The sequence below is a fragment of the Microbacterium sp. SY138 genome, assembly GCF_039729145.1.
GTDB classification, from domain to species: domain Bacteria; phylum Actinomycetota; class Actinomycetes; order Actinomycetales; family Microbacteriaceae; genus Microbacterium; species Microbacterium maritypicum_A.
The window spans coordinates 266,248-283,128 of record NZ_CP155793.1; the positions used below are offsets into that span (position 1 = coordinate 266,248).

At 68.6% G+C, this 16,881-nt stretch carries 21 protein-coding genes; 11 read left to right on the top strand and 10 right to left on the bottom strand.

Annotation, left to right across the window (positions count from 1 at the left end):
* Positions 1-19: 19 nt before the first annotated feature.
* Positions 20-994, top strand: a complete 975-nt coding sequence (locus ABDC25_RS01225; protein WP_021200240.1) for a C-terminal binding protein — start codon at positions 20-22, stop codon at positions 992-994.
* 13 nt (positions 995-1,007) lie between these two features.
* A complete protein-coding gene (locus ABDC25_RS01230) occupies positions 1,008-1,862 on the top strand; it encodes a fumarylacetoacetate hydrolase family protein (RefSeq protein ID WP_021200241.1) in 855 nt (284 codons plus the stop codon).
* Positions 1,863-1,956: 94 nt separating this feature from the next.
* On the opposite strand, the gene ABDC25_RS01235 is transcribed toward ABDC25_RS01230, so the two are convergent.
* Both ABDC25_RS01235 and ABDC25_RS01240 read right to left on the bottom strand, forming a co-directional pair.
* A complete protein-coding gene (locus tag ABDC25_RS01235) occupies positions 1,957-2,805 on the bottom strand; it encodes an SMP-30/gluconolactonase/LRE family protein (RefSeq protein ID WP_021200242.1) in 849 nt (282 codons plus the stop codon).
* The gene (locus ABDC25_RS01240) at positions 2,802-3,653 is read right to left on the bottom strand and encodes a hypothetical protein (RefSeq protein ID WP_021200243.1); all 852 of its coding nucleotides are present in this window, start codon (positions 3,651-3,653) and stop codon (positions 2,802-2,804) included. The genes ABDC25_RS01235 and ABDC25_RS01240 overlap by 4 nt, the downstream gene beginning before the upstream one ends.
* A gap of 58 nt (positions 3,654-3,711) precedes the next feature.
* On the opposite strand from ABDC25_RS01240, the gene ABDC25_RS01245 reads away from it, so the two are divergent.
* Entirely contained in the window at positions 3,712-4,074 is a 363-nt protein-coding gene (locus tag ABDC25_RS01245) for a DUF4440 domain-containing protein (RefSeq protein WP_021200244.1), read from the top strand.
* A gap of 4 nt (positions 4,075-4,078) precedes the next feature.
* Here ABDC25_RS01245 and ABDC25_RS01250 read toward each other — a convergent pair whose 3' ends face one another.
* The 3 genes from ABDC25_RS01250 to ABDC25_RS01260 form a co-directional block, all read right to left on the bottom strand.
* Positions 4,079-4,516, bottom strand: coding sequence for a VOC family protein (locus tag ABDC25_RS01250; protein WP_029263104.1), 438 nt, complete (start codon positions 4,514-4,516; stop codon positions 4,079-4,081).
* A gap of 38 nt (positions 4,517-4,554) precedes the next feature.
* Positions 4,555-4,905, bottom strand: coding sequence for a TraR/DksA C4-type zinc finger protein (locus ABDC25_RS01255; RefSeq protein ID WP_167256318.1), 351 nt, complete (start codon positions 4,903-4,905; stop codon positions 4,555-4,557).
* A 191-nt stretch (positions 4,906-5,096) separates the two neighbouring features.
* A complete protein-coding gene (locus ABDC25_RS01260; RefSeq protein ID WP_021200247.1) occupies positions 5,097-7,643 on the bottom strand; it encodes an MMPL family transporter in 2,547 nt (848 codons plus the stop codon).
* 69 nt (positions 7,644-7,712) lie between these two features.
* Here ABDC25_RS01260 and ABDC25_RS01265 point away from each other — a divergent pair, with 69 nt between their 5' ends.
* On the top strand, positions 7,713-8,285 hold the full coding sequence (locus ABDC25_RS01265) for a TetR/AcrR family transcriptional regulator (RefSeq protein WP_021200248.1): 573 nt from the start codon (positions 7,713-7,715) through the stop codon (positions 8,283-8,285).
* Between the two features lie 22 nt (positions 8,286-8,307).
* Here ABDC25_RS01265 and ABDC25_RS01270 read toward each other — a convergent pair whose 3' ends face one another.
* Positions 8,308-8,463: a hypothetical protein gene (locus ABDC25_RS01270; protein ID WP_021200249.1), complete on the bottom strand. Its 156-nt coding sequence runs from the start codon at positions 8,461-8,463 to the stop codon at positions 8,308-8,310.
* Positions 8,460-10,793: a phosphoribosylformylglycinamidine synthase subunit PurL gene (gene purL, locus ABDC25_RS01275; RefSeq protein ID WP_021200250.1), complete on the bottom strand. Its 2,334-nt coding sequence runs from the start codon at positions 10,791-10,793 to the stop codon at positions 8,460-8,462. Before purL ends, ABDC25_RS01270 begins: the two co-directional genes overlap by 4 nt.
* A gap of 195 nt (positions 10,794-10,988) precedes the next feature.
* Between purL and ABDC25_RS01280 the strand changes: the two genes are divergently transcribed.
* From ABDC25_RS01280 to ABDC25_RS01305, 6 genes are all read left to right on the top strand, one after another.
* Positions 10,989-11,327 (top strand): hypothetical protein, encoded by a 339-nt coding sequence (locus ABDC25_RS01280; RefSeq protein WP_021200251.1) that lies wholly within the window; start codon positions 10,989-10,991, stop codon positions 11,325-11,327.
* Positions 11,328-11,644: 317 nt separating this feature from the next.
* Positions 11,645-12,841, top strand: a complete 1,197-nt coding sequence (locus ABDC25_RS01285) for an aminotransferase class I/II-fold pyridoxal phosphate-dependent enzyme (protein ID WP_021200252.1) — start codon at positions 11,645-11,647, stop codon at positions 12,839-12,841.
* Between the two features lie 96 nt (positions 12,842-12,937).
* Positions 12,938-13,168, top strand: coding sequence for a DUF2188 domain-containing protein (locus ABDC25_RS01290; RefSeq protein ID WP_021200253.1), 231 nt, complete (start codon positions 12,938-12,940; stop codon positions 13,166-13,168).
* Between the two features lie 5 nt (positions 13,169-13,173).
* Positions 13,174-13,935, top strand: coding sequence for a 3-keto-5-aminohexanoate cleavage protein (locus ABDC25_RS01295; protein ID WP_235045232.1), 762 nt, complete (start codon positions 13,174-13,176; stop codon positions 13,933-13,935).
* A 35-nt stretch (positions 13,936-13,970) separates the two neighbouring features.
* Positions 13,971-14,129: a hypothetical protein gene (locus ABDC25_RS01300; protein WP_021200255.1), complete on the top strand. Its 159-nt coding sequence runs from the start codon at positions 13,971-13,973 to the stop codon at positions 14,127-14,129.
* A gap of 37 nt (positions 14,130-14,166) precedes the next feature.
* Positions 14,167-14,613 carry an NUDIX domain-containing protein gene (locus tag ABDC25_RS01305; RefSeq protein WP_021200256.1) on the top strand — a complete coding sequence of 149 codons (447 nt, stop codon included), beginning with the start codon at positions 14,167-14,169 and terminating at the stop codon, positions 14,611-14,613.
* A 9-nt stretch (positions 14,614-14,622) separates the two neighbouring features.
* Here the strand turns inward: ABDC25_RS01305 and ABDC25_RS01310 are convergent, their stop codons facing one another.
* On the bottom strand, positions 14,623-15,366 hold the full coding sequence (locus ABDC25_RS01310; protein WP_208323972.1) for a winged helix-turn-helix domain-containing protein: 744 nt from the start codon (positions 15,364-15,366) through the stop codon (positions 14,623-14,625).
* A 12-nt stretch (positions 15,367-15,378) separates the two neighbouring features.
* Here ABDC25_RS01310 and ABDC25_RS01315 point away from each other — a divergent pair, with 12 nt between their 5' ends.
* Positions 15,379-15,984: a flavin reductase family protein gene (locus ABDC25_RS01315; protein ID WP_167256309.1), complete on the top strand. Its 606-nt coding sequence runs from the start codon at positions 15,379-15,381 to the stop codon at positions 15,982-15,984.
* Between the two features lie 52 nt (positions 15,985-16,036).
* Here ABDC25_RS01315 and ABDC25_RS01320 read toward each other — a convergent pair whose 3' ends face one another.
* Together ABDC25_RS01320 and ABDC25_RS01325 are read right to left on the bottom strand one after the other, a co-directional pair.
* Positions 16,037-16,417: a VOC family protein gene (locus tag ABDC25_RS01320; RefSeq protein ID WP_347124416.1), complete on the bottom strand. Its 381-nt coding sequence runs from the start codon at positions 16,415-16,417 to the stop codon at positions 16,037-16,039.
* Between the two features lie 135 nt (positions 16,418-16,552).
* A complete protein-coding gene (locus ABDC25_RS01325) occupies positions 16,553-16,861 on the bottom strand; it encodes a hypothetical protein (RefSeq protein WP_347124418.1) in 309 nt (102 codons plus the stop codon).
* Positions 16,862-16,881: the final 20 nt, after the last annotated feature.

Below are 16,881 nucleotides of genomic sequence, written 5' to 3' on the forward strand. Positions count from 1 at the left end.
ATGCTATAGCATCGCATCCATGACCGCGCCATTCATCCTCGTCAGCGACTGCGACCTGCCGGGAACCGTCATCGAAGACACCCTCCGACAGGCGGGGCTGCGTGCCGAGCGCGCAGCTTCCGGCAGCCTCGACGACATCGCCGCTCACGGCGCCGACGCCGAAGGACTGGTCGTGCAGTGGGCGCAGATCAGCGGCGAGGTGATGGACCGCATGCCGAACCTCCGCATCATCAGCCGCGTCGGCATCGGCTACGACATGGTCGACGTCGAGGCGGCCACCGCCCGCGGCATCGCCGTCGCGAACACCCCGAGCTACTGCATCGAAGAGGTCGCCGCGCACACCATCGCGATGATCATGACCCAGGGCCGCGGCCTCCCCGCCTACGACCGCGCCGTGCGCGCCGGCACGTGGAAGGCCGTCGACGCCCGCCCGCTCGCCGTGCGCCCCTCGGCCACCACGGTCTCGGTGCTCGGCTTCGGCCGCATCGGCTCGATGGTGGCCCGCGGTTGCCGCGCGCTGGGGTTCCGCGTGCTCGTCGCCGACCCGTACGCCTCCGGCGACGCGGTGCGCGAGGCTGACTGTGAACTCGTCGAGATCCCGGATGCCGTGGCGCAGGCCGACATCCTCACCCTCCACGTCCCGCTGAGCGACGACACCCGCCACCTGATCGATGCCGCTGCGCTCGCGACCATGAAGCCGGGAGCGGTCGTGGTGAACACCTGCCGAGGTCCGCTCATCGACGAGGGGGCGCTCGCCGCCTCACTCCGCTCCGGACACCTGGGAGCCGCCGCCCTCGACGTGTTCGCGGGGGAGCCGCTCGCCGCCGACTCCCCGCTGCGCGATCTCGACAGCGTGCTGCTCACCCCGCACGCCGCCTGGTACTCGCCCGAGGCGCTGGCGGATCTTCCCGTGCACGCGGCCGAGAACATCATCCGGTACCTGGCCGGGGAATCCGTGCCGATCGTCAACCCGACCTACGCCGACGCGCGCTGACCGAAGGATCGACGTGGAACTCCTGCGACTCGGCCCCACCGGCCACGAACGCCCCTACGTCCGTGAGGGCGACGTCGTCTACGACCTCGCGCCCCTCACCACTGAGATCGACGGCGCCTTCCTCGCCGCTGACGGCATCGCTCGCGTGCGCGAAGCCCTCGGCCGCGGCGAGCTCCCCACCGCCGATGTCGACGGTCTGCGCTTCGGCGCCCCGGTCGCCCGCCCGACCGCGGTGGTCTGCGTCGGCCAGAACTACGCAGCCCACGCGGCCGAGTCCGGATCGGAGCCGCCCGAGCATCCGGTGATCTTCTTCAAGCACCCGAACACGGTCGTCGGGCCGAATGACGTCGTGCTGCTGCCACCCGGTGCCGAGAAGGTCGACTGGGAGGTCGAGCTGGCGATCGTGATCGGCAAGGCGGCGCGCTACCTGTCGTCACCGGAGGCCGCACGCGATGTCATCGCCGGCTACACGATCTCGAACGATGTCTCGGAGCGCGCGTACCAGCTCGACGTCTCGGGCGGACAGTGGTCGAAGGGCAAGTGCTCCGAGACGTTCAACCCGCTCGGGCCGGCGCTCGTCCCCGCCGACGAGCTCGATCCGCAGGCGCTGCGGCTGCGGTCCTTCGTGAACGGCGAGCCGCGGCAGGACTCCTCGACTGCCGACATGATCTTCTCCGTGCTGCACATCGTGCACGAGCTGAGCCACTACCTGGTGCTCGAGCCCGGCGACGTGATCAACACCGGCACCCCGCAGGGCGTCGCGCTGTCGGGCAGGTTCCCGTACCTGCAGGACGGCGATGAGATGACCATCGAGATCGAGGGGCTGGGACGCCAGCACCAGCGCACCGAGCGGGTTCACCTGCGCTGACCTGCGTCATCCACCCGGCGGCCTGTGTCCGGGGCACGGTTCCTTTCGCTGAGTGCACCGTGCCTCGGGCAGAGGCCGTCGGTTTTGCGGGGTCTCAGCCGGCGAACGGCGTGACGGGCATGCCGCGCACGCCCGGTCGCACGGCGAAGAGCGAACCTGCCTCGGTGCCGTGGTCGGGCGAGAGGTCCTGTGCCGACGTCGTGATGTAGAGCGTGCCGAGGTCGTCGTCACCGAACGTGCAGGCGGTCACCTTCGGCACCGGCAGCTCGATGCGCGCGATCACGGCGCCGGTCGCGTCGTAACCGTGCACAGCGCTCCCGTCCCACAGGGCCACCCAGACGCTGCCGTCGGATGCCACGGTGAGCCCGTCCGGCATTCCCTGCCCCTCGGGGAAGCGCACGAAGGCGCGGCGTCCTCGCAGCTCCCCCTCGACCACATCGAACACGTCGACGCGATGGGTCAGGGTGTCGACGTAGTAGGCCCGCCTGCCGTCGGGAGAGAAGCCGATGCCGTTCGACACCGTCGTCTGCGGCAGCACCGTCGTCACCGACAGGGAGGCATCGATTCGCAGGACGGTTCCGGCATCCGCTGTCGCGTCGTAGGCCATCGATCCGGCCAGCAGGCGACCGCGGGGGTCGCAGCACCCGTCGTTCATGCGCACACGGGGGTCGTCGCCCAGCCCGGCGACGGCCCTGGTCCCGCCGTCGACGTCATCCGCGAGATAGAGCGTGCGGGCGCCGACGGCCACGAGCCCTCCGCCGGAACGGGGGCGGGCGAAGGCGAGGTACTCGTCGTCGATGTGCTGGCGGGTCACGCCGTCGGGGCGCAGCGTGAGCAGGTCGCCCGCGGTCCCGTCGACCCAGCGCAGTCCACCCCAGCCCGGCCACCAGACGGGGCCTTCGGCATGGTGCGCGACGGGTCCGGTGATGTTCTCCGGGGTCATGCGTCTTCGCGCGGCAGCGTCCGCGGTGGTGCCGGGCGCAGGGGATCGGTGATCGGCAACGGCTGGGCCTCCGCCGCGGGGGCGGGGGCCGCATCGGTCGATGCGTCGGTGGAGGTGCTCGCCTGGGCCGGCAGCTCCCGGGCCACCTGCTTCTCGAGCACCGTGACCGCATCGTCGGAGAGCAGGATGAGCCCATCGAGCTCTTCGCGCACCCGCTTGTACGCGACGTTGCGCTCGGCCTGCGTCGCCGATTCGTCCACCGCGACCTTCAGGAGCTGCTGTGCGCGTTCGAGTCTCTTGCGCTCCGGCTCGGTGAAGGTGGAGTCGCGCAGACGCCGGGCATCCTTCTCGGCGATCTCGAACGCGACCGCGTAGTCGCCGACGGCCTGCAGGTACTCGGTGACCTGCTGCTCGGACACCTTGGCGTCGGCAGAGGAGGGACGCAACGCATCCGCCGTCTTCTTCGCGCGCAGGAACGCGGCGGTCAGGGGCTGGCGCCCGTCGCTCATGGCGGGGAAGGCGATGAGCTTCGCGACGTCGAGTTCGTAGTCGAGCCAGCGGGCGGTGATCTCATCGTGCTCGGTGAAAAGGCGTGCGACCAGATCGTTCGGCGCGACGGATGCCGTGGTGTCGACGACCGAGGGTCCGCGGCGCTTGGCCTGCTGGGTCAGCGCGCGCGCCTCGATCTCGGCGGTCTTCAGCTGCGCCTTGACCTTGAGCGTCTCGAGGCGTCGCTCGTGACGGCGCTTGGAGCCCCGCTCCCACGCCTTCGCGGCCCCGCCGGCCATTCCCATGATCGGGAAGATGAGCCACCAGAAGTTGCCCGCCCACTGGAAGAACTCTTGCATGATGCGTTCAGCCTACTTCTCAGCGGGCTCCCCGAGAGGGCGGAGGTACCGTTTACGCATGTGGGATGACGACGCGGACCGGTATGCCGTCGTGGTCGCTGCCGAAATCGCGCTCCTCTCCTCGGAGGTACGGACCGACGCAGACCGGGTACAGGCCCTGCTCGCCCCCGATTTCGCGGAGATCGGGGCATCGGGGCGGCGATGGCTGCGGACGGAAACCGTCGTCGAGCTTTCGAACGAGGACAGCAGGGCCGTACCCGAGACCGCGGATTGGCTCTTCAACGAGCTGTCCCCCGGCATCGTCCTCGTGAACTATCGCCTGATCGCCGAGGGGCGGGAGAGCCGGCGGTCATCGATCTGGCAGCTGTCCGATTCCGGGCCCGTTCTGCGCTTTCATCAGGGGACGGTCATCCCCGGGTGACGGGTCAGCTCTTCGTGAGGTCCTGCGCGAACATCACCAGGATCCCGCTCGGGCCGCGCAGATACGTGAGCTTGTACACGTCCTGGTAGTTCGCGACGCCGCGGAGCGGGTGGTAGCCGTGGCGGGCGGCGATCGCGAGCGACTCGTCGATGTCGTCGACCGAGAAGGCGATCCGGTGCATGCCGATCTCGTTCGGCAGGGTCGGCTCGGTCTCGATCGCGTCGGGGTGGATGTACTCGAACAGCTCGATCTGGCCGCGTCCGTCCGGAGTCTGCAGCACCGCGATCTTGGCGTGGTTGCCGTCGAGTCCGACCGCGGTCGCCGCCCACTCTCCGCTGACCTCGTCGCGGCCGAGCACCGTGAGGCCCAGGTCGGTGAAGAAGGAGATGGTGGCTTCCAGATCGCGGACGGCGATGCCGACGTTCTCGAGTGTGATGGGCATGGGTGGGATGCTACTCGCGATCGACCCTCGCGTCAGGGCTACCGTCCGAGCTTTTCGGCGCAGGAGACGCAGTACTCCGCGAAGGGGCGGGCTTCGAGGCGGCCGGCCGGGATCGGTCTTCCGCAGTTCGCGCAGAGGCCGTAGGTGCCGGCATCCAGCCGCGCCAGCGCCTCGTCGACCTGGTGCAGCTCGGATGCTGCTGCCTCGGCGAGCCCGGTCAGGCGAGACCACTCCGACGACAGGGTGACGCCCTCGGGGTCGTGCTCGTCGTCGTCGTTCGAGCCCGCACGGTCGTGGGTGAGTTCATCGAGGGTCGCCGCTGTCGCCTGCACCCGCGCCTCGGCCTGGGCGCGCAGCGCGAGCAGTCGTTCCCGGGCGTCGGCGGTCATGCGCCCACTCTAGGCATGGCCTCTGACGTCGGGGTCGTGCTCCGTGCGGGGCACTGTGTCGGGGCTCCCTGTCGGGGCACCCTGTCGGGGCACCTTGTCGGGCGGAGAACTCCGTGTCGGGCGGAAGCTTCGCCCCGAACCCTCCTCCCGACACGGAGAACTCCGCCGGGCGAGGTGTCTCCGACTCCCGATCAGGCGGATGTCTCCCGCGTCGGCACCGAGTCGGTCGTGGTCGGAACGGCCACGGCCTTCATGCCGGGGTGGTCGCGTTCGAGCGCCGCTCCTTCCATGTCGACGTTCGGCAGGATGCGGTCGAGCCAGCGCGGCAGCCACCAGGCCGAGCGTCCGAGCAGGTGCATGAGCGCGGGCATCAGCAGCATGCGCACCACGAACGCGTCGAGCAGCACGCCGAACGCGAGACCGAAGCCGATGGAGCGGATGATCGTCGACTCCGAGAAGATGAACCCGCCGAACACCGACACCATGATGAGGGCGGCGGCGATCACGACCGAGCGGCCGGCGCGGAAGCCCTGGGCGACGGCATCCCGCGCCGAGGCGCCGTGCACGTACGCCTCGCGCATGCCGGAGGCGAGGAACAGCTGGTAGTCCATCGCGAGTCCGAACAGGATGCCGACGAGGATCACGGGAAGGAAGCTGAGGATCGGCCCGGTGCTGTGCAGTCCGATGATCTCGGCGCCCCAGCCGAACTGGAACACCGCCACGATCAGGCCGTACGTCGCGAAGAGCGACAGCACGAACCCGCCGGTTGCGATGATGGGCACGAGCAGCGACCGGAACACCACGATCATGATGAGCAGCGAGAGCCCGACCACGACCACGAGGTAGAGCGGCAGGACTCCGGCCAGCGCCTCGGAGATGTCGATGTTGATCGCGGCCTGTCCGGCGACGCCCAGAGTGATGCCGTCGCCGATCGCGGGCATCGAGCGCAGGTCCTGCACGAGCTTCTCGGTCGAGGCGCTGTTCGGTCCCTCCTTCGGCACGACCTGGAACGCGAGCAGCGTGTTGTCGTCGGACGTCGCGATCGGCGCGACGGCCACCACGTCGTCCTGGTCGGCGATGGCCTGGGCGATCGTGACCTGCGTGGAGAGCAGGTCGTCGTCGCTGACGGCATCGTCGAGGGTCGCGGTGACCAGCAGCGGTCCGTTCGCGCCCTCGCCGAACTGCTCGTCGACGGTCTGGAACGCGCGGTAGCTGGTCGAGTCGCTCGGTTCGCTCGATCCGTCGGGCAGCCCGAGGCGCATCGACATGGCGGGGATGGCGATGATCAGCAGGGCGACCACGCTCACGAGCGCGGTGACGACGGCGCGGAGGGTCGACATGCGCTTCACGGGCTTGCCTGCCGCGTGCTCCTGGCCGATCGTTCCCCGCGCTCGTCGGCTGAGCAGGCGCGTGCCGACGAGGCCGAGGATGGCGGGGGCGAGGGTGATCGCGACGAGCACGGCCACCGCGACGCAGACCGCGCCGACTGTGCCCATGAGGCCGAGGAAGGGCACGCCGGTCACGTTGAGGGCGAGCAGTGCGACGATCACGGTCGTGCCGGCGAACACGACGGCCGTGCCGGAGGTGCCCGTGGCGAGGCCGATGGATTCACGCACCGGCACCCCGGCGAGCAGCTGTTTGCGGTGTCTGTTGACGATGAACAGCGAGTAGTCGATGCCGACCGCGAGCCCGAGCATCACACCCAGCACCGGGGTCACCGAGGCCATGTTCACCACGCCGGAGAAGGCGAGGGATGCCGTGACGCCGACGCCCACACCCACGATGGCGGTGACGATCGGGAGGGCGGCGGCGATGAGGGAGCCGAGCATCACGATGAGGACGATCGCCGCGAATGCGAGGCCGACCGCCTCGCCGATGCCGAAGATCTCCGGGACGCCCTGTGCGATGTCGGTGCCGAAGTCGACCTCGACACCGTCGACGGGGGAAGATGCGAAGTGGTCGATCGCGCCCTGCTTCACCTCTTCGGAGAGTTCGAGGCGCGGGTCGACGAACGAGATGTTGACGATGGCGGTCGATCCGTCTTCGGAGACCACGCCGATGCCGTCGGCCAGATCGAGGAGGGTCGAGCCCAGCTCCACCTGATCGGCGTTGTCGTCGAGGGTGATGCGCGACTGGTCGAGCTCGGCGTTCTGGGCCGCGACCTGCGCCAGCTGGGCGTTCACCGCGGCGATCTGCGCGTCGAGGGCGGCGAGCTGTGCGGACCCGGCACCGGACTGCTCGGCCTGGGTGCGGGCCGCCGTGAGCTGTGTGAGCCCGGCTTCGAGCTGCGCGCGTCCGTCGTCGAGCTGGGTCTGGGCGGCATCCAGCTGCGCGCGGCCGTCGGTGATCTGGGTCTGGCCGTCGGCGAGCTGCTGCGCCTGCTCGTCCTGCTGCTTCTGCGCGTCGAACGGATCGATCACCCCGGCGACGCCGTCGAGATCCTCGGCGCTCGCGGCGAGGTCGGAGATCTCCTTCTTCTGGTCGTCGGTGAACGGAGACCCGTCTTCGGTCCGGTAGACCACCGTGCCGGTGCCGCCGGCCGTGTCGGGCAGCTTGTCGGCGAGCTCGTCGGTGACCGCGCCCGAGGCGGTGCCGGGGATGTCGAAGCTGTTGCTCAGCGTGCCGCCGAGGGTCAGGAAGGCTCCCACGCCGATACCGAGGATCAGGACCCACGAGACGATCACCGTCCACGCCTTGCGTGCAGCGAACGAACCCAGACGGTACAGCAGTGATGCCACAGTGGTCTCCTTCAGACTCGAAGATCATACGGCACGTCTCGTCTAGAGATCTGTGGCTATCCTGAATCCATGGTCAACGAGCACCGGAGCGGGCCCGTGCGCAGCACGGCGGCGCGCGAGGCGATCCTCGATGCGACCTCCCGACTGTTCCATGCGCAGGGGTACGACCGGCTCACGATCGAGGGCATCGCGAAGGAAGCCGGGGTCGGCAAGCAGACGATCTACCGCTGGTGGCCGTCGCGCGGCGCGCTGATCGCCGACTGTCTCGTGGACGGACGTCTCATCCCGGTGGACTTCGTCGTGCCCGACACGGGCGACCTGTTCGCCGACGTCGAGACGTGGTTGCAGTCGGTCTTCACGATCCTCGCGAGCGCGCAGGGTCAGGCTCTGCTGCAGTCGCTGGTCGCGGCTGCCGCCGAAGATGCTGCGGTCGGTGCGCACCTCGGTGGAAGCCTGGGCGTCGAGCAGCACCTGTCTGAGCGCTTGAGGGGCGGGATCCGCGACGGTCAGTTGCCGGAAGATGCACCGATCGCGCAGATCGGTCGGGCGATCCTCGGCGCGATCATCGTGGAGTCGCTCGGACGGGAGAGCCACGGACCCGACGGGATCATCGAGCTGACGAGGTACCTCTTCACCCGCTGAGCGGCAGGTGCTGTCCCGTGTCTCAGCCGAGGAGCAGGGTCAGCACGGTCGCGCCGCCACCGCCGAGGATGAGCGCGATGATGACGGTCCAGGCGACGATGCGGATGCGCCGGTTGCGCTTCTCGCCGAGGTCGCCGTAGTCCTCGTCGTTCGGGTTCTGGCGGCTGACCTCGCTCATGCGCTGACCTGCTCCGTGACGGTCGGGCCGAAGTACGACGGGAGGGTGGCCTGCGAGCGCTCACGCAGCTCGGCGGCCGACACGGTGAAGACGCCCTGCACCTCGAGCTTCGCGCCCTCGCTGTCGGTCACGCCGATGCGCATCACCGGGTAGTCGCGTCCTTCGCAGAGGCCGCGGAACTTCACGTCATCCTCACGGGGCACGGTCACGATCACGCGGCCGGTCGACTCGGAGAACAGGGCGGTTGCGGCGTCCACTCCGTCGCGCTCGATGATCTCGTTCAACCAGACGCGAGCTCCGACGCCGAAGCGCATGACGCCCTCGGCGAGCGCCTGCGCGAGGCCTCCCTCGGAGAGGTCGTGCGCCGAGGAGATCAGCCATTCGTCGCGGGCTGCCGACAGCAGACCGGCGAGGCGCTTCTCGCCCGCGAGGTCGACCTTCGGGGGCAGACCGCCCAGGTGCTGGTGCACGACCTCTGCCCATGCCGAGCCGGAGAGCTCGGTCGAGGTGGTGCCGAGCAGGTAGATGTTCTGGCCCTCGTCCTGCCATCCGGAGGGGATGCGGCGCGAGACGTCGTCGATGATGCCGAGCACGCCGACCAGCGGGGTCGGGTGGATCGGCACGTCGCCGGTCTGGTTGTAGAACGAGACGTTGCCGCCGGTGACCGGGGTGCCCAGCTCGTAGCAGCCGTCGGCCAGGCCGTCGACCGTCTGGCCGAACTGCCACATGACCTCGGGGTTCTCGGGAGAGCCGAAGTTCAGGCAGTCGGTGATCGCGGTCGGCACGGCGCCGGTGACGGCGACGTTGCGGTACGCCTCGGCCAGGGCCAGCTGTGCGCCCGCGTACGGGTCGAGCTGGCAGTAGCGGCCGTTGGCATCGGTCGAGACCGCGAAGCCGAGACCCGATTCCTCGTCGACGCGGATCATGCCGGCGTCGTCGGGGAACGAGAGGGCCGTGTTGCCGAGCACGTAGTAGTCGTACTGGTTGGTGATCCAGCTCGTGTCTGCGAGGTTCGGTGAGGCGACGAGGTTCAGGAACTGCTCGCGCAGCGTCTCCGGGTCGGTCGCGCGGGGCAGGTTCTCGGCGGCATCCGCCTGGAGGGCGTCGATCCACGTCGGGTAGGCGACCGGGCGGTCGTAGACGGGGCCGTCGACCGCGACCGTCGAGGGGTCGACGTCGACGATGCGCTCGCCCTGCCAGTCGATGATGAGGCGTCCGTCACCGGTGACCTCGCCGAGCACGGAGGTCTCGACCTCCCACTTGTTCACGACCTCGAGGAAGGCATCGAGCTTCTCGGGCGCGACGATCGCCATCATGCGCTCCTGCGACTCCGACATGAGGATCTCCTCGGCCGTGAGCGTGGGGTCGCGCAGCAGCACGTTGTCGAGCGAGACCTTCATGCCGCTGTTGCCGTTGGCCGCGAGCTCGCTGGTCGCGCACGAGATGCCGGCGGCACCGAGGTCCTGGATCGCCTCGACGAGCTCGCCGCGGTACAGCTCGAGGCAGCACTCGATGAGCACCTTCTCGGCGAACGGGTCGCCCACCTGCACCGCGGGGCGCTTGGTCGGGCCGGTCGAGTCGAAGGAGTCGGACGCGAGGATGCTCGCGCCGCCGATGCCGTCGCCACCCGTGCGCGCACCGAACAGGACGACCTTGTTGCCGACGCCGGTCGCGTTCGCGAGCTTGAGGTCTTCATGACGCAGCACGCCCACCGCGAGGGCGTTCACGAGCGGGTTGGCCTGGTAGACGGCGTCGAAGACCGTCTCGCCGCCGATGTTCGGGAGTCCCAGGCAGTTGCCGTAGAAGCTGATGCCGCTGGTCACGCCGTGCACGACGCGGGCGGTGTCGGGGTGGTCGACTGCACCGAAGCGCAGGGCGTCCATGACTGCGACCGGGCGGGCGCCCATCGAGATGATGTCGCGGACGATGCCGCCGACGCCGGTCGCCGCACCCTGGAAGGGCTCGATGAACGACGGGTGGTTGTGCGACTCGGCCTTGAAGGTGACGGCCCAGCCCTCGCCGACGTCGACGACGCCCGCGTTCTGGCCCATGCCCACCATCAGGCGTTCCTTCATCTCGTCGCTGACCTTCTGGCCGAAGCGGCGCAGGTAGTTCTTCGACGACTTGTAGGAGCAGTGCTCGCTCCACATGACGGAGTACATCGCCAGCTCGCCCGAGGTCGGGCGGCGTCCGAGGATCTCCTTGATGCGCGCGTACTCGTCGGGCTTGAGTCCGAGGGCCGCGTACGGCTGCTCCTTCTCGGGCGTCGCGATCGCGTTCTCGACGGAGTCGGGGACGTGCTGGTGGGAAGGTGCAGGGGCGGTGGTCACGCGCACTCCAAAGGAAGGGGCCGGCGGGGCAGGTCCAGTCTACCGGCGTGGGTGGGGCCGCTCTTCCGCGGGATGCGGAGTCAGAGTCGGTCGATGAGGACGGCGGCGATGTCTCTCCGCGTGTGAAGCACGCGGTGCACTCGTACAGCATCAGGGTCGTCGGTGTAGAAGACGAGGCACGGGTCACAGTTCGGCGTGCACGAGGGTGTCCCCGGCTTCGACAAGATCGTGTTCGGGCAGCTCGATTCCCCCGCGGGCATCCGCCTGATGGCCTACGACATCCCGGGCCAGGATGACCAGGACCCGGCGGCGACGGCCGGGACCACGCGCCGTGAGAACGGAGCGACCATCACCGACCGCACCTTCTTCCAGTCGCTGCGGGCAGACTCCCCCGACGAGGTCCAGGGGTACTGGGACGGGCTCTCCGAGGGCGCGACAATCGTCGAGCCGTTGGCCGCGTCGGCGTGGTCGTCCGGCTTCGGCATGCTCACCGACCGCTTCGGCGTGACCTGGGTGCTCGACGTCGCCGGTTGAGCCTCGGTTCCGGACACTGTCCCGGGAGTCGCGTGCACAACTCAGGAGAAGTTCTGCAGATTCGACTCTGGGAGGGGATTCGAGCCATCTGCGGGGCGAGTCTCCGGAGTTGTTCACGCCCCGGCCGGGGCCCCGTCGGCTGGCCGTCTCTCGGCGGGGCCCGGAATCGCGTCACGTATGGAAACGCGAAATGCGACGGCGCAGCGGTGTCCGTAGATTGGTCGGAGCCGTTGCGAATGGAGTCCCCGTGTCCGAGATCCGCGTCCTGCACGCGTCCTGTATCGACGCCGTCGGCTGAGCCGGCGGGCACCCAGATCATGACCACGGACCGTTCCTCGCAACCGTCGCATCCCTTCGATGCGCGCACCCGTCTCTTCCTCGATCGGCCGCAGAGTCGCAAGTGGAGTCTGCATCCCGGTCGCATTGGGGCATGGGTGGCGGAGATGGATTTCGGGGTCGCTCCCGAGATCGCCGAGGCACTGCATCGCGCGATCGACGACGAGAATCTCGGCTACCTCTCCCCTCCGCAGGCCGCGGAGCTGGGGGAGGCGACGGCCGAGTGGATGCAGGATGAGTACGGCTGGGCGGTCGACCCCGAGCGTGTGCATCCGGTCTCGGACGTGATGGCGGCGCTCGGTGTCGCGGTGCAGGAGTATGCGCCCGCGGGGTCGCCCGTGATCGTGCCGACTCCGGCGTACATGCCGTTCCTGACATACCTGCCGGCGATCGGGCATCCGGTGATCGAGGTCCCCGGCGTCGAGATCGACGGGCGCTGGCAGCACGATCTGCAGCGCATCGACGAGGCGTTCGCTGCAGGGGCGCGGACGCTCGTGCTCTGCAATCCGCACAACCCGACCGGCACGATCGTCGGACGTGAGGAGCTGGAGGCGATCGCCGAGATCGTCGAGCGGCACGGCGGGCGGGTTTTCGCGGACGAGATCCACGCGCCGCTGCGTTACGACGGTGCGCCGTTCGTGCCCTACGCGTCGGTGTCGGCGGCGACGGCCGCGCACACGGTCACGGGGACGAGCGCGTCGAAGGCGTGGAACATCCCGGGGCTGAAGACTGCGCAGCTGATCACCTCGAACGATGCCGACCAGCAGCTGTACAAGCGGTTCGGGTTCGCGGTGCAGCATGGCGCGGCGACCCTTGGCGTGGTGGCCTCGACGGCGGCGTATCGGGCGGGAAAGCCGTGGCTGACGGAGGTGATCGCGTACCTCGACGGATCGCGGCACGAGCTCGCGCGGCTGGTGGACGAGCATCTTCCCGGGGCTGTGTATCGCGTGCCCGAGGCGACGTACATCGGGTGGATCGACACCTCCGCGCTGGGGATCCCTGAGCCGCCAGCCGAGTTCTTTCGTGAGCGGGCCGGGGTCGTGCTGACCGAGGGGCGGCTGCTCGGGCGTGGCGCCGAGGGTCATGTTCGGGTGGTCTTCGCGACACCGCGTCCGATCCTCGAAGAGGCGTTCGTGGCGATGGGTGATGCCGTGCGCCTGGCGGGTCTCACGGTCTGAGCCGGGGGTGCTCGGGCGGCGCCGTGGATGCTGTCAAGCCCCTCTGTCGTGTCGGTGGTCTCACGTAGAAAGGGATACGAGAGAAGGGATCCCGCCATGGCTGCAGGCGACATCGAGACGTTCCACCGCAACGGCATCTGGTTCAACCGCATCGAAGGGGAATCGCAGACGTTGGGGAGCAGTTTCGAGAGTGAAGCCGAGGCGGTCAAGGTCGGTCGCAGCGCGGCGGTCGCACGTCAGGTCGAGCACACGGTGCGGACGGAAGAGGGCCCGTCGGCCGACTCCTCCGCGTACGACCTGCACCCGCGCGAGTTGATCGGCCGATGACGGTGGTGTCGGACTCAGACCCTCCTGCCCGGTCTGCGCGTCGGATGCAGTTGCAGGTATGTGTCAACGGCGCCCGTGATGCGGTCGAGCACCCGTGGCTGAGCGCGGATGCCTCGGTCGTGGCCGACGACGCCGCGCGTGCGGTGGCTGCGGGAGCGCAGGAGGTGCACGTGCACCCGAAGGATGCGGCGGGTCGTGACAGTCTCGCCGCCGATGATGTCGCGCGGTGGGTGCGGGCGGTGCGGACCGCGATTCCCGGTGCGCCGGTCGGCGTGACCACGGGGGCGTGGGCCGAGCCCGATGTCGCGCGTCGTCTCGCCGCGATCGAGTCGTGGACGGAGCTGCCCGATCACGCATCGGTCAATTGGCACGAGGCCGGTGCCGACGAGGTGGCCGCCCTGCTGCTGAAGCGTGGAGTCGCGGTCGAGGCCGGTCTGTGGGACGCGGCCGGTTTCGAGGTGTGGAAACGTTCGCCGGTGAGAGGTGAGTGCCTACGGGTGCTGATCGAGCTTCCCGATGAACCGACCGAGCTGCTGCGCGACCACGCCGAGGGGATGATCGCGCACGTCGAGCTCGAAGAGCCCGACCTGCCGGTTCTGCTCCATGGCGAAGAGGGGTCGACCTGGCCGGTGTTCGACCTCGCGGTCGAGCTCGGGCTGGCGTCGCGCATCGGGTTGGAAGACACTCTGCTGCTCCCCGACGGTGCGCCCGCGCCCGGGAACGCCGCGCTGGTGCGGGCGGCCGTGGCGCGGATGCGGGGAGTCTGACCGGGCAGGTGCACGGGGTGCGGCATCCTGGGGCGATGTTCTCCGACTCGCTCGTACCCTTCATCCTCATGAACCTCGCGTACATCCTCATCGGGATCCTCGTCTCCTGGCTGGTGATCTATTCGGCCGTGCGCGCGGCGCTGACATCGCACCGTCAGGCGATGGCGAGAGACGGGCGGCCCGGTCAGGTGTGACCGGAGAGCGTCGAGCACCGCCACCTAGACTCCCGCCATGCCGTTCTCCGACTACGTCCAGTCCATCCGCGCGCGGATCGGTCATGATCTTCTGCTGCTGCCGGGTGTGACCGCGGTGATCCGCGAGGGCGATCGTTTCCTTCTCGCGCGCGCGGCGAGTTCGGAGCAATGGGGTCTGATCGGTGGTGGGGTCGAGCCGGGGGAGGATCCGGACGAGGCGATCGCCCGAGAGGTGCAGGAGGAGATCGGCGCCCGCATCCGCGTCACGGGGATCGTCGGCGCCTTCGGTGGCGAATCGCTCGTCGTGACGTATCCGAACGGGGATCGCGTGTCGTACGTGTCGACTGCGTTCGCGTGCGAACTGCTTGATCCGCCTGTGCCCGATCAAGACGAGGTCGTCGAGGTCGGATGGTTTACGCGCGCCGAAGTCGCCGAGCTGCCGCATCCGCTCTGGGTCGACCGGATGTTGGCCGGGGCCCACTAGGGCGTGCCGTCAGAAGCGGTCTGTCGGAAGCAGGTCCGCGAGACCTTCCCGTCCCGCGGCGGTGAGCCGCACCGCGCGGGTGCTGGATGGAACGTGTTCGATCCATGCCTTGTTCTTGAACGTCGCGAGGAGCATGTCTGCGGCGAGCCCGGCCAGGTGTTCGCGGCGTTCGGTCCAGTCGAGGCACGGACGGGTGAGAGTGCGCTTCGGATGCTTCGGCAGGTCGATGCCGAGCGACGTCAGCCAGGCTAGTCCCGGCGGGGTGAGTGAGAAATCCGACTCGATCAAGCCCTCCGCGTGCATACCGTCGGTGAGTGCGATGCCGAGTCTGCCCGCGAGGTGGCGGTAACAGGTACGAGCCTCCCTGATGGCGCGGTCACGGTGTTGGGCGTCGAGTGACTGCTTGGCGGGCCGGACGCGACCGGAGAATGCTGCGAGCGACTCGACCAGTTCAGCGGCGCGGGTGCCGGCGAGCCGGAGGTAGCGGTGCCGTCCCTGCCGCATCTCCTCGACCAGCCCGGCGTCCAGCAGCCTGTCGGCGTGCTCGCTCGCTGACGACCGAGCGATGTCGGCGGTCTTGGACAGTTCAGTGAGCGTCCATGCCCTTCCATCGAGCATCAGGAGCAGCATCGACGCGCGGGCGTCGTTGGCGAAGACGGCGGCCGTCGCCGCCAGTTCCGGACTACTCGTTCCTTTCATCGCAAGAACTTTATCGCCGGCATTGTTCGGTCCAGCCCGAAACGTTCCCGCCACAGACTGGACCTCATGAACCCGACTCTGGCAATCGAACCCTCCGTGTTCTACTTCGGGACCCCCGTCGCCCTGCTCAGCACGCTGATGCCGGGAGACGAAACAGCGAACATCACTCCCATCTCCTCAGCCTGGGCTCTGGATGACACCTATGTCTTGGGGTTGAGCAATTCGGGCCGGGCGATGCGCAATCTCCGCGAGAACGGTGAGCTGGTCATCAACCTGCCCGACGCCGCGCTGTGGGAGTCGATCGAGAGGATCGCCGACACCACCGGGGTTGCCGAAGTCCCGCGCCACAAGCGTGAGAAGTACAGGTATGAGCCGGACAAGTGGACGCTCGGCAGATTCACTCCACGGCCGAGCGGGGTGGTTCTGCCCCCGCGGATCGCCGAATGCCCCGTTCAGATGGAGGCCCGGGTCACGAACATGACGCCGTTGGGTGAGGACGGAGACGCCACCATCGTCCACGCGAAGGTCCTGCGCACGCACGTGCATCAGGCGCTGACGGTGCCGGGAACCTCGCACATCGACCTGGACGCCTGGAACCCGGTGTATTACACGTTCCGGCACTACTTCTCGCAAGGCGAGAGGGTCGGGGTCAGCTTTCGCGCGGAGCAGTGAATCGTTCGGTCCGGAATGTGCGACAGGTCGCGCGGATGGCCCGAGGCCCGATTCAACGTCTGCCGCCCCAGCCCGACCAGTCGGGCCGGTCGACGATGCAGAAGCGGTTGCCTTCGGGATCTTCCATGATCACGTAGTCGGCGTCGGCCGGGCGGCCGTCCCAGTGCACCTCGCGTGCGCCCAGGTCGAGGAGCCGTCGCACTTCGGCCGTCTGGTCCTCCGCGTAGATATCGAGGTGGATGCGCGGAGGCAGTATGCGCTCGGAGTGGTGGGCGTCGAGCGCGATGCAGGGAGCGTCGGCGTCGCGCGGCTTCAATACCCCCCAGTCGTCTTCGGCCGGATCGCGTTCGACGTAGTCCAGGGCTGCCTTCCAGAACGCGGACTGCGCAGGGAGGTCGTTCACGCGGATCACGACCGACACGAGCTTCAGCATGGAGCGAGTGTATGACCGCTGGAGGGTTGTTCCGCCCAGTGATCGATAGGCGAGATGTCACGCCGCAGGTCGCGACCAGCTGCCGGACGCCACCTCTCGAGTGTGACGAGATGGCGCCCGACGTCTGGGCGAGTGTCACACACGCCTGTCTCGTGAATGTGAGGACCGCTCGCTGCTCAGGGCGACAAGCAAGAGCGAGGACGCGACGATTGCTGTCGTTGCCATGACTGCGCTCCACGATCCGCTGATGGTGACAGCGGGCGATCCGTCCACATCTACGTACCCCTCGAAGCGGGCGATCCAGGGGACCATAATCGTGATGCTGTTCGCGAATGCGTAGCTTGCGAACGACAACCCGGCGACGACCACAAGCCCGATGGAGGTGCAGAGGGAGCACACCATCACGAAGATGCGGTCAACTGTGAAGAGCCGCTTGGGAGACATCAGGAAACCCTCATTACTGT

Bases quoted from the DNA above. Each gene is read 5' to 3' on its own strand.
- ABDC25_RS01255 (WP_167256318.1), bottom strand. From the start codon at position 4,905: ATGACCGCCGACGCCCGGGAACGACTGCTCGCGCTGCGCGCCCAGGCC.
- ABDC25_RS01235 (WP_021200242.1), bottom strand. From the start codon at position 2,805: ATGACCCCGGAGAACATCACCGGACCCGTCGCGCACCATGCCGAAGGC.
- ABDC25_RS01320 (WP_347124416.1), bottom strand. From the start codon at position 16,417: ATGCTGAAGCTCGTGTCGGTCGTGATCCGCGTGAACGACCTCCCTGCG.
- ABDC25_RS01290 (WP_021200253.1), top strand. From the start codon at position 12,938: ATGGCTGCAGGCGACATCGAGACGTTCCACCGCAACGGCATCTGGTTC.
- ABDC25_RS01270 (WP_021200249.1), bottom strand. From the start codon at position 8,463: ATGAGCGAGGTCAGCCGCCAGAACCCGAACGACGAGGACTACGGCGAC.
- ABDC25_RS01305 (WP_021200256.1), top strand. From the start codon at position 14,167: ATGCCGTTCTCCGACTACGTCCAGTCCATCCGCGCGCGGATCGGTCAT.
- ABDC25_RS01315 (WP_167256309.1), top strand. From the start codon at position 15,379: ATGAACCCGACTCTGGCAATCGAACCCTCCGTGTTCTACTTCGGGACC.
- ABDC25_RS01225 (WP_021200240.1), top strand. From the start codon at position 20: ATGACCGCGCCATTCATCCTCGTCAGCGACTGCGACCTGCCGGGAACC.
- ABDC25_RS01240 (WP_021200243.1), bottom strand. From the start codon at position 3,653: ATGCAAGAGTTCTTCCAGTGGGCGGGCAACTTCTGGTGGCTCATCTTC.
- ABDC25_RS01245 (WP_021200244.1), top strand. From the start codon at position 3,712: ATGTGGGATGACGACGCGGACCGGTATGCCGTCGTGGTCGCTGCCGAA.
- ABDC25_RS01300 (WP_021200255.1), top strand. From the start codon at position 13,971: ATGTTCTCCGACTCGCTCGTACCCTTCATCCTCATGAACCTCGCGTAC.
- ABDC25_RS01325 (WP_347124418.1), bottom strand. From the start codon at position 16,861: ATGTCTCCCAAGCGGCTCTTCACAGTTGACCGCATCTTCGTGATGGTG.
- ABDC25_RS01285 (WP_021200252.1), top strand. From the start codon at position 11,645: ATGACCACGGACCGTTCCTCGCAACCGTCGCATCCCTTCGATGCGCGC.
- ABDC25_RS01265 (WP_021200248.1), top strand. From the start codon at position 7,713: ATGGTCAACGAGCACCGGAGCGGGCCCGTGCGCAGCACGGCGGCGCGC.
- ABDC25_RS01250 (WP_029263104.1), bottom strand. From the start codon at position 4,516: ATGCCCATCACACTCGAGAACGTCGGCATCGCCGTCCGCGATCTGGAA.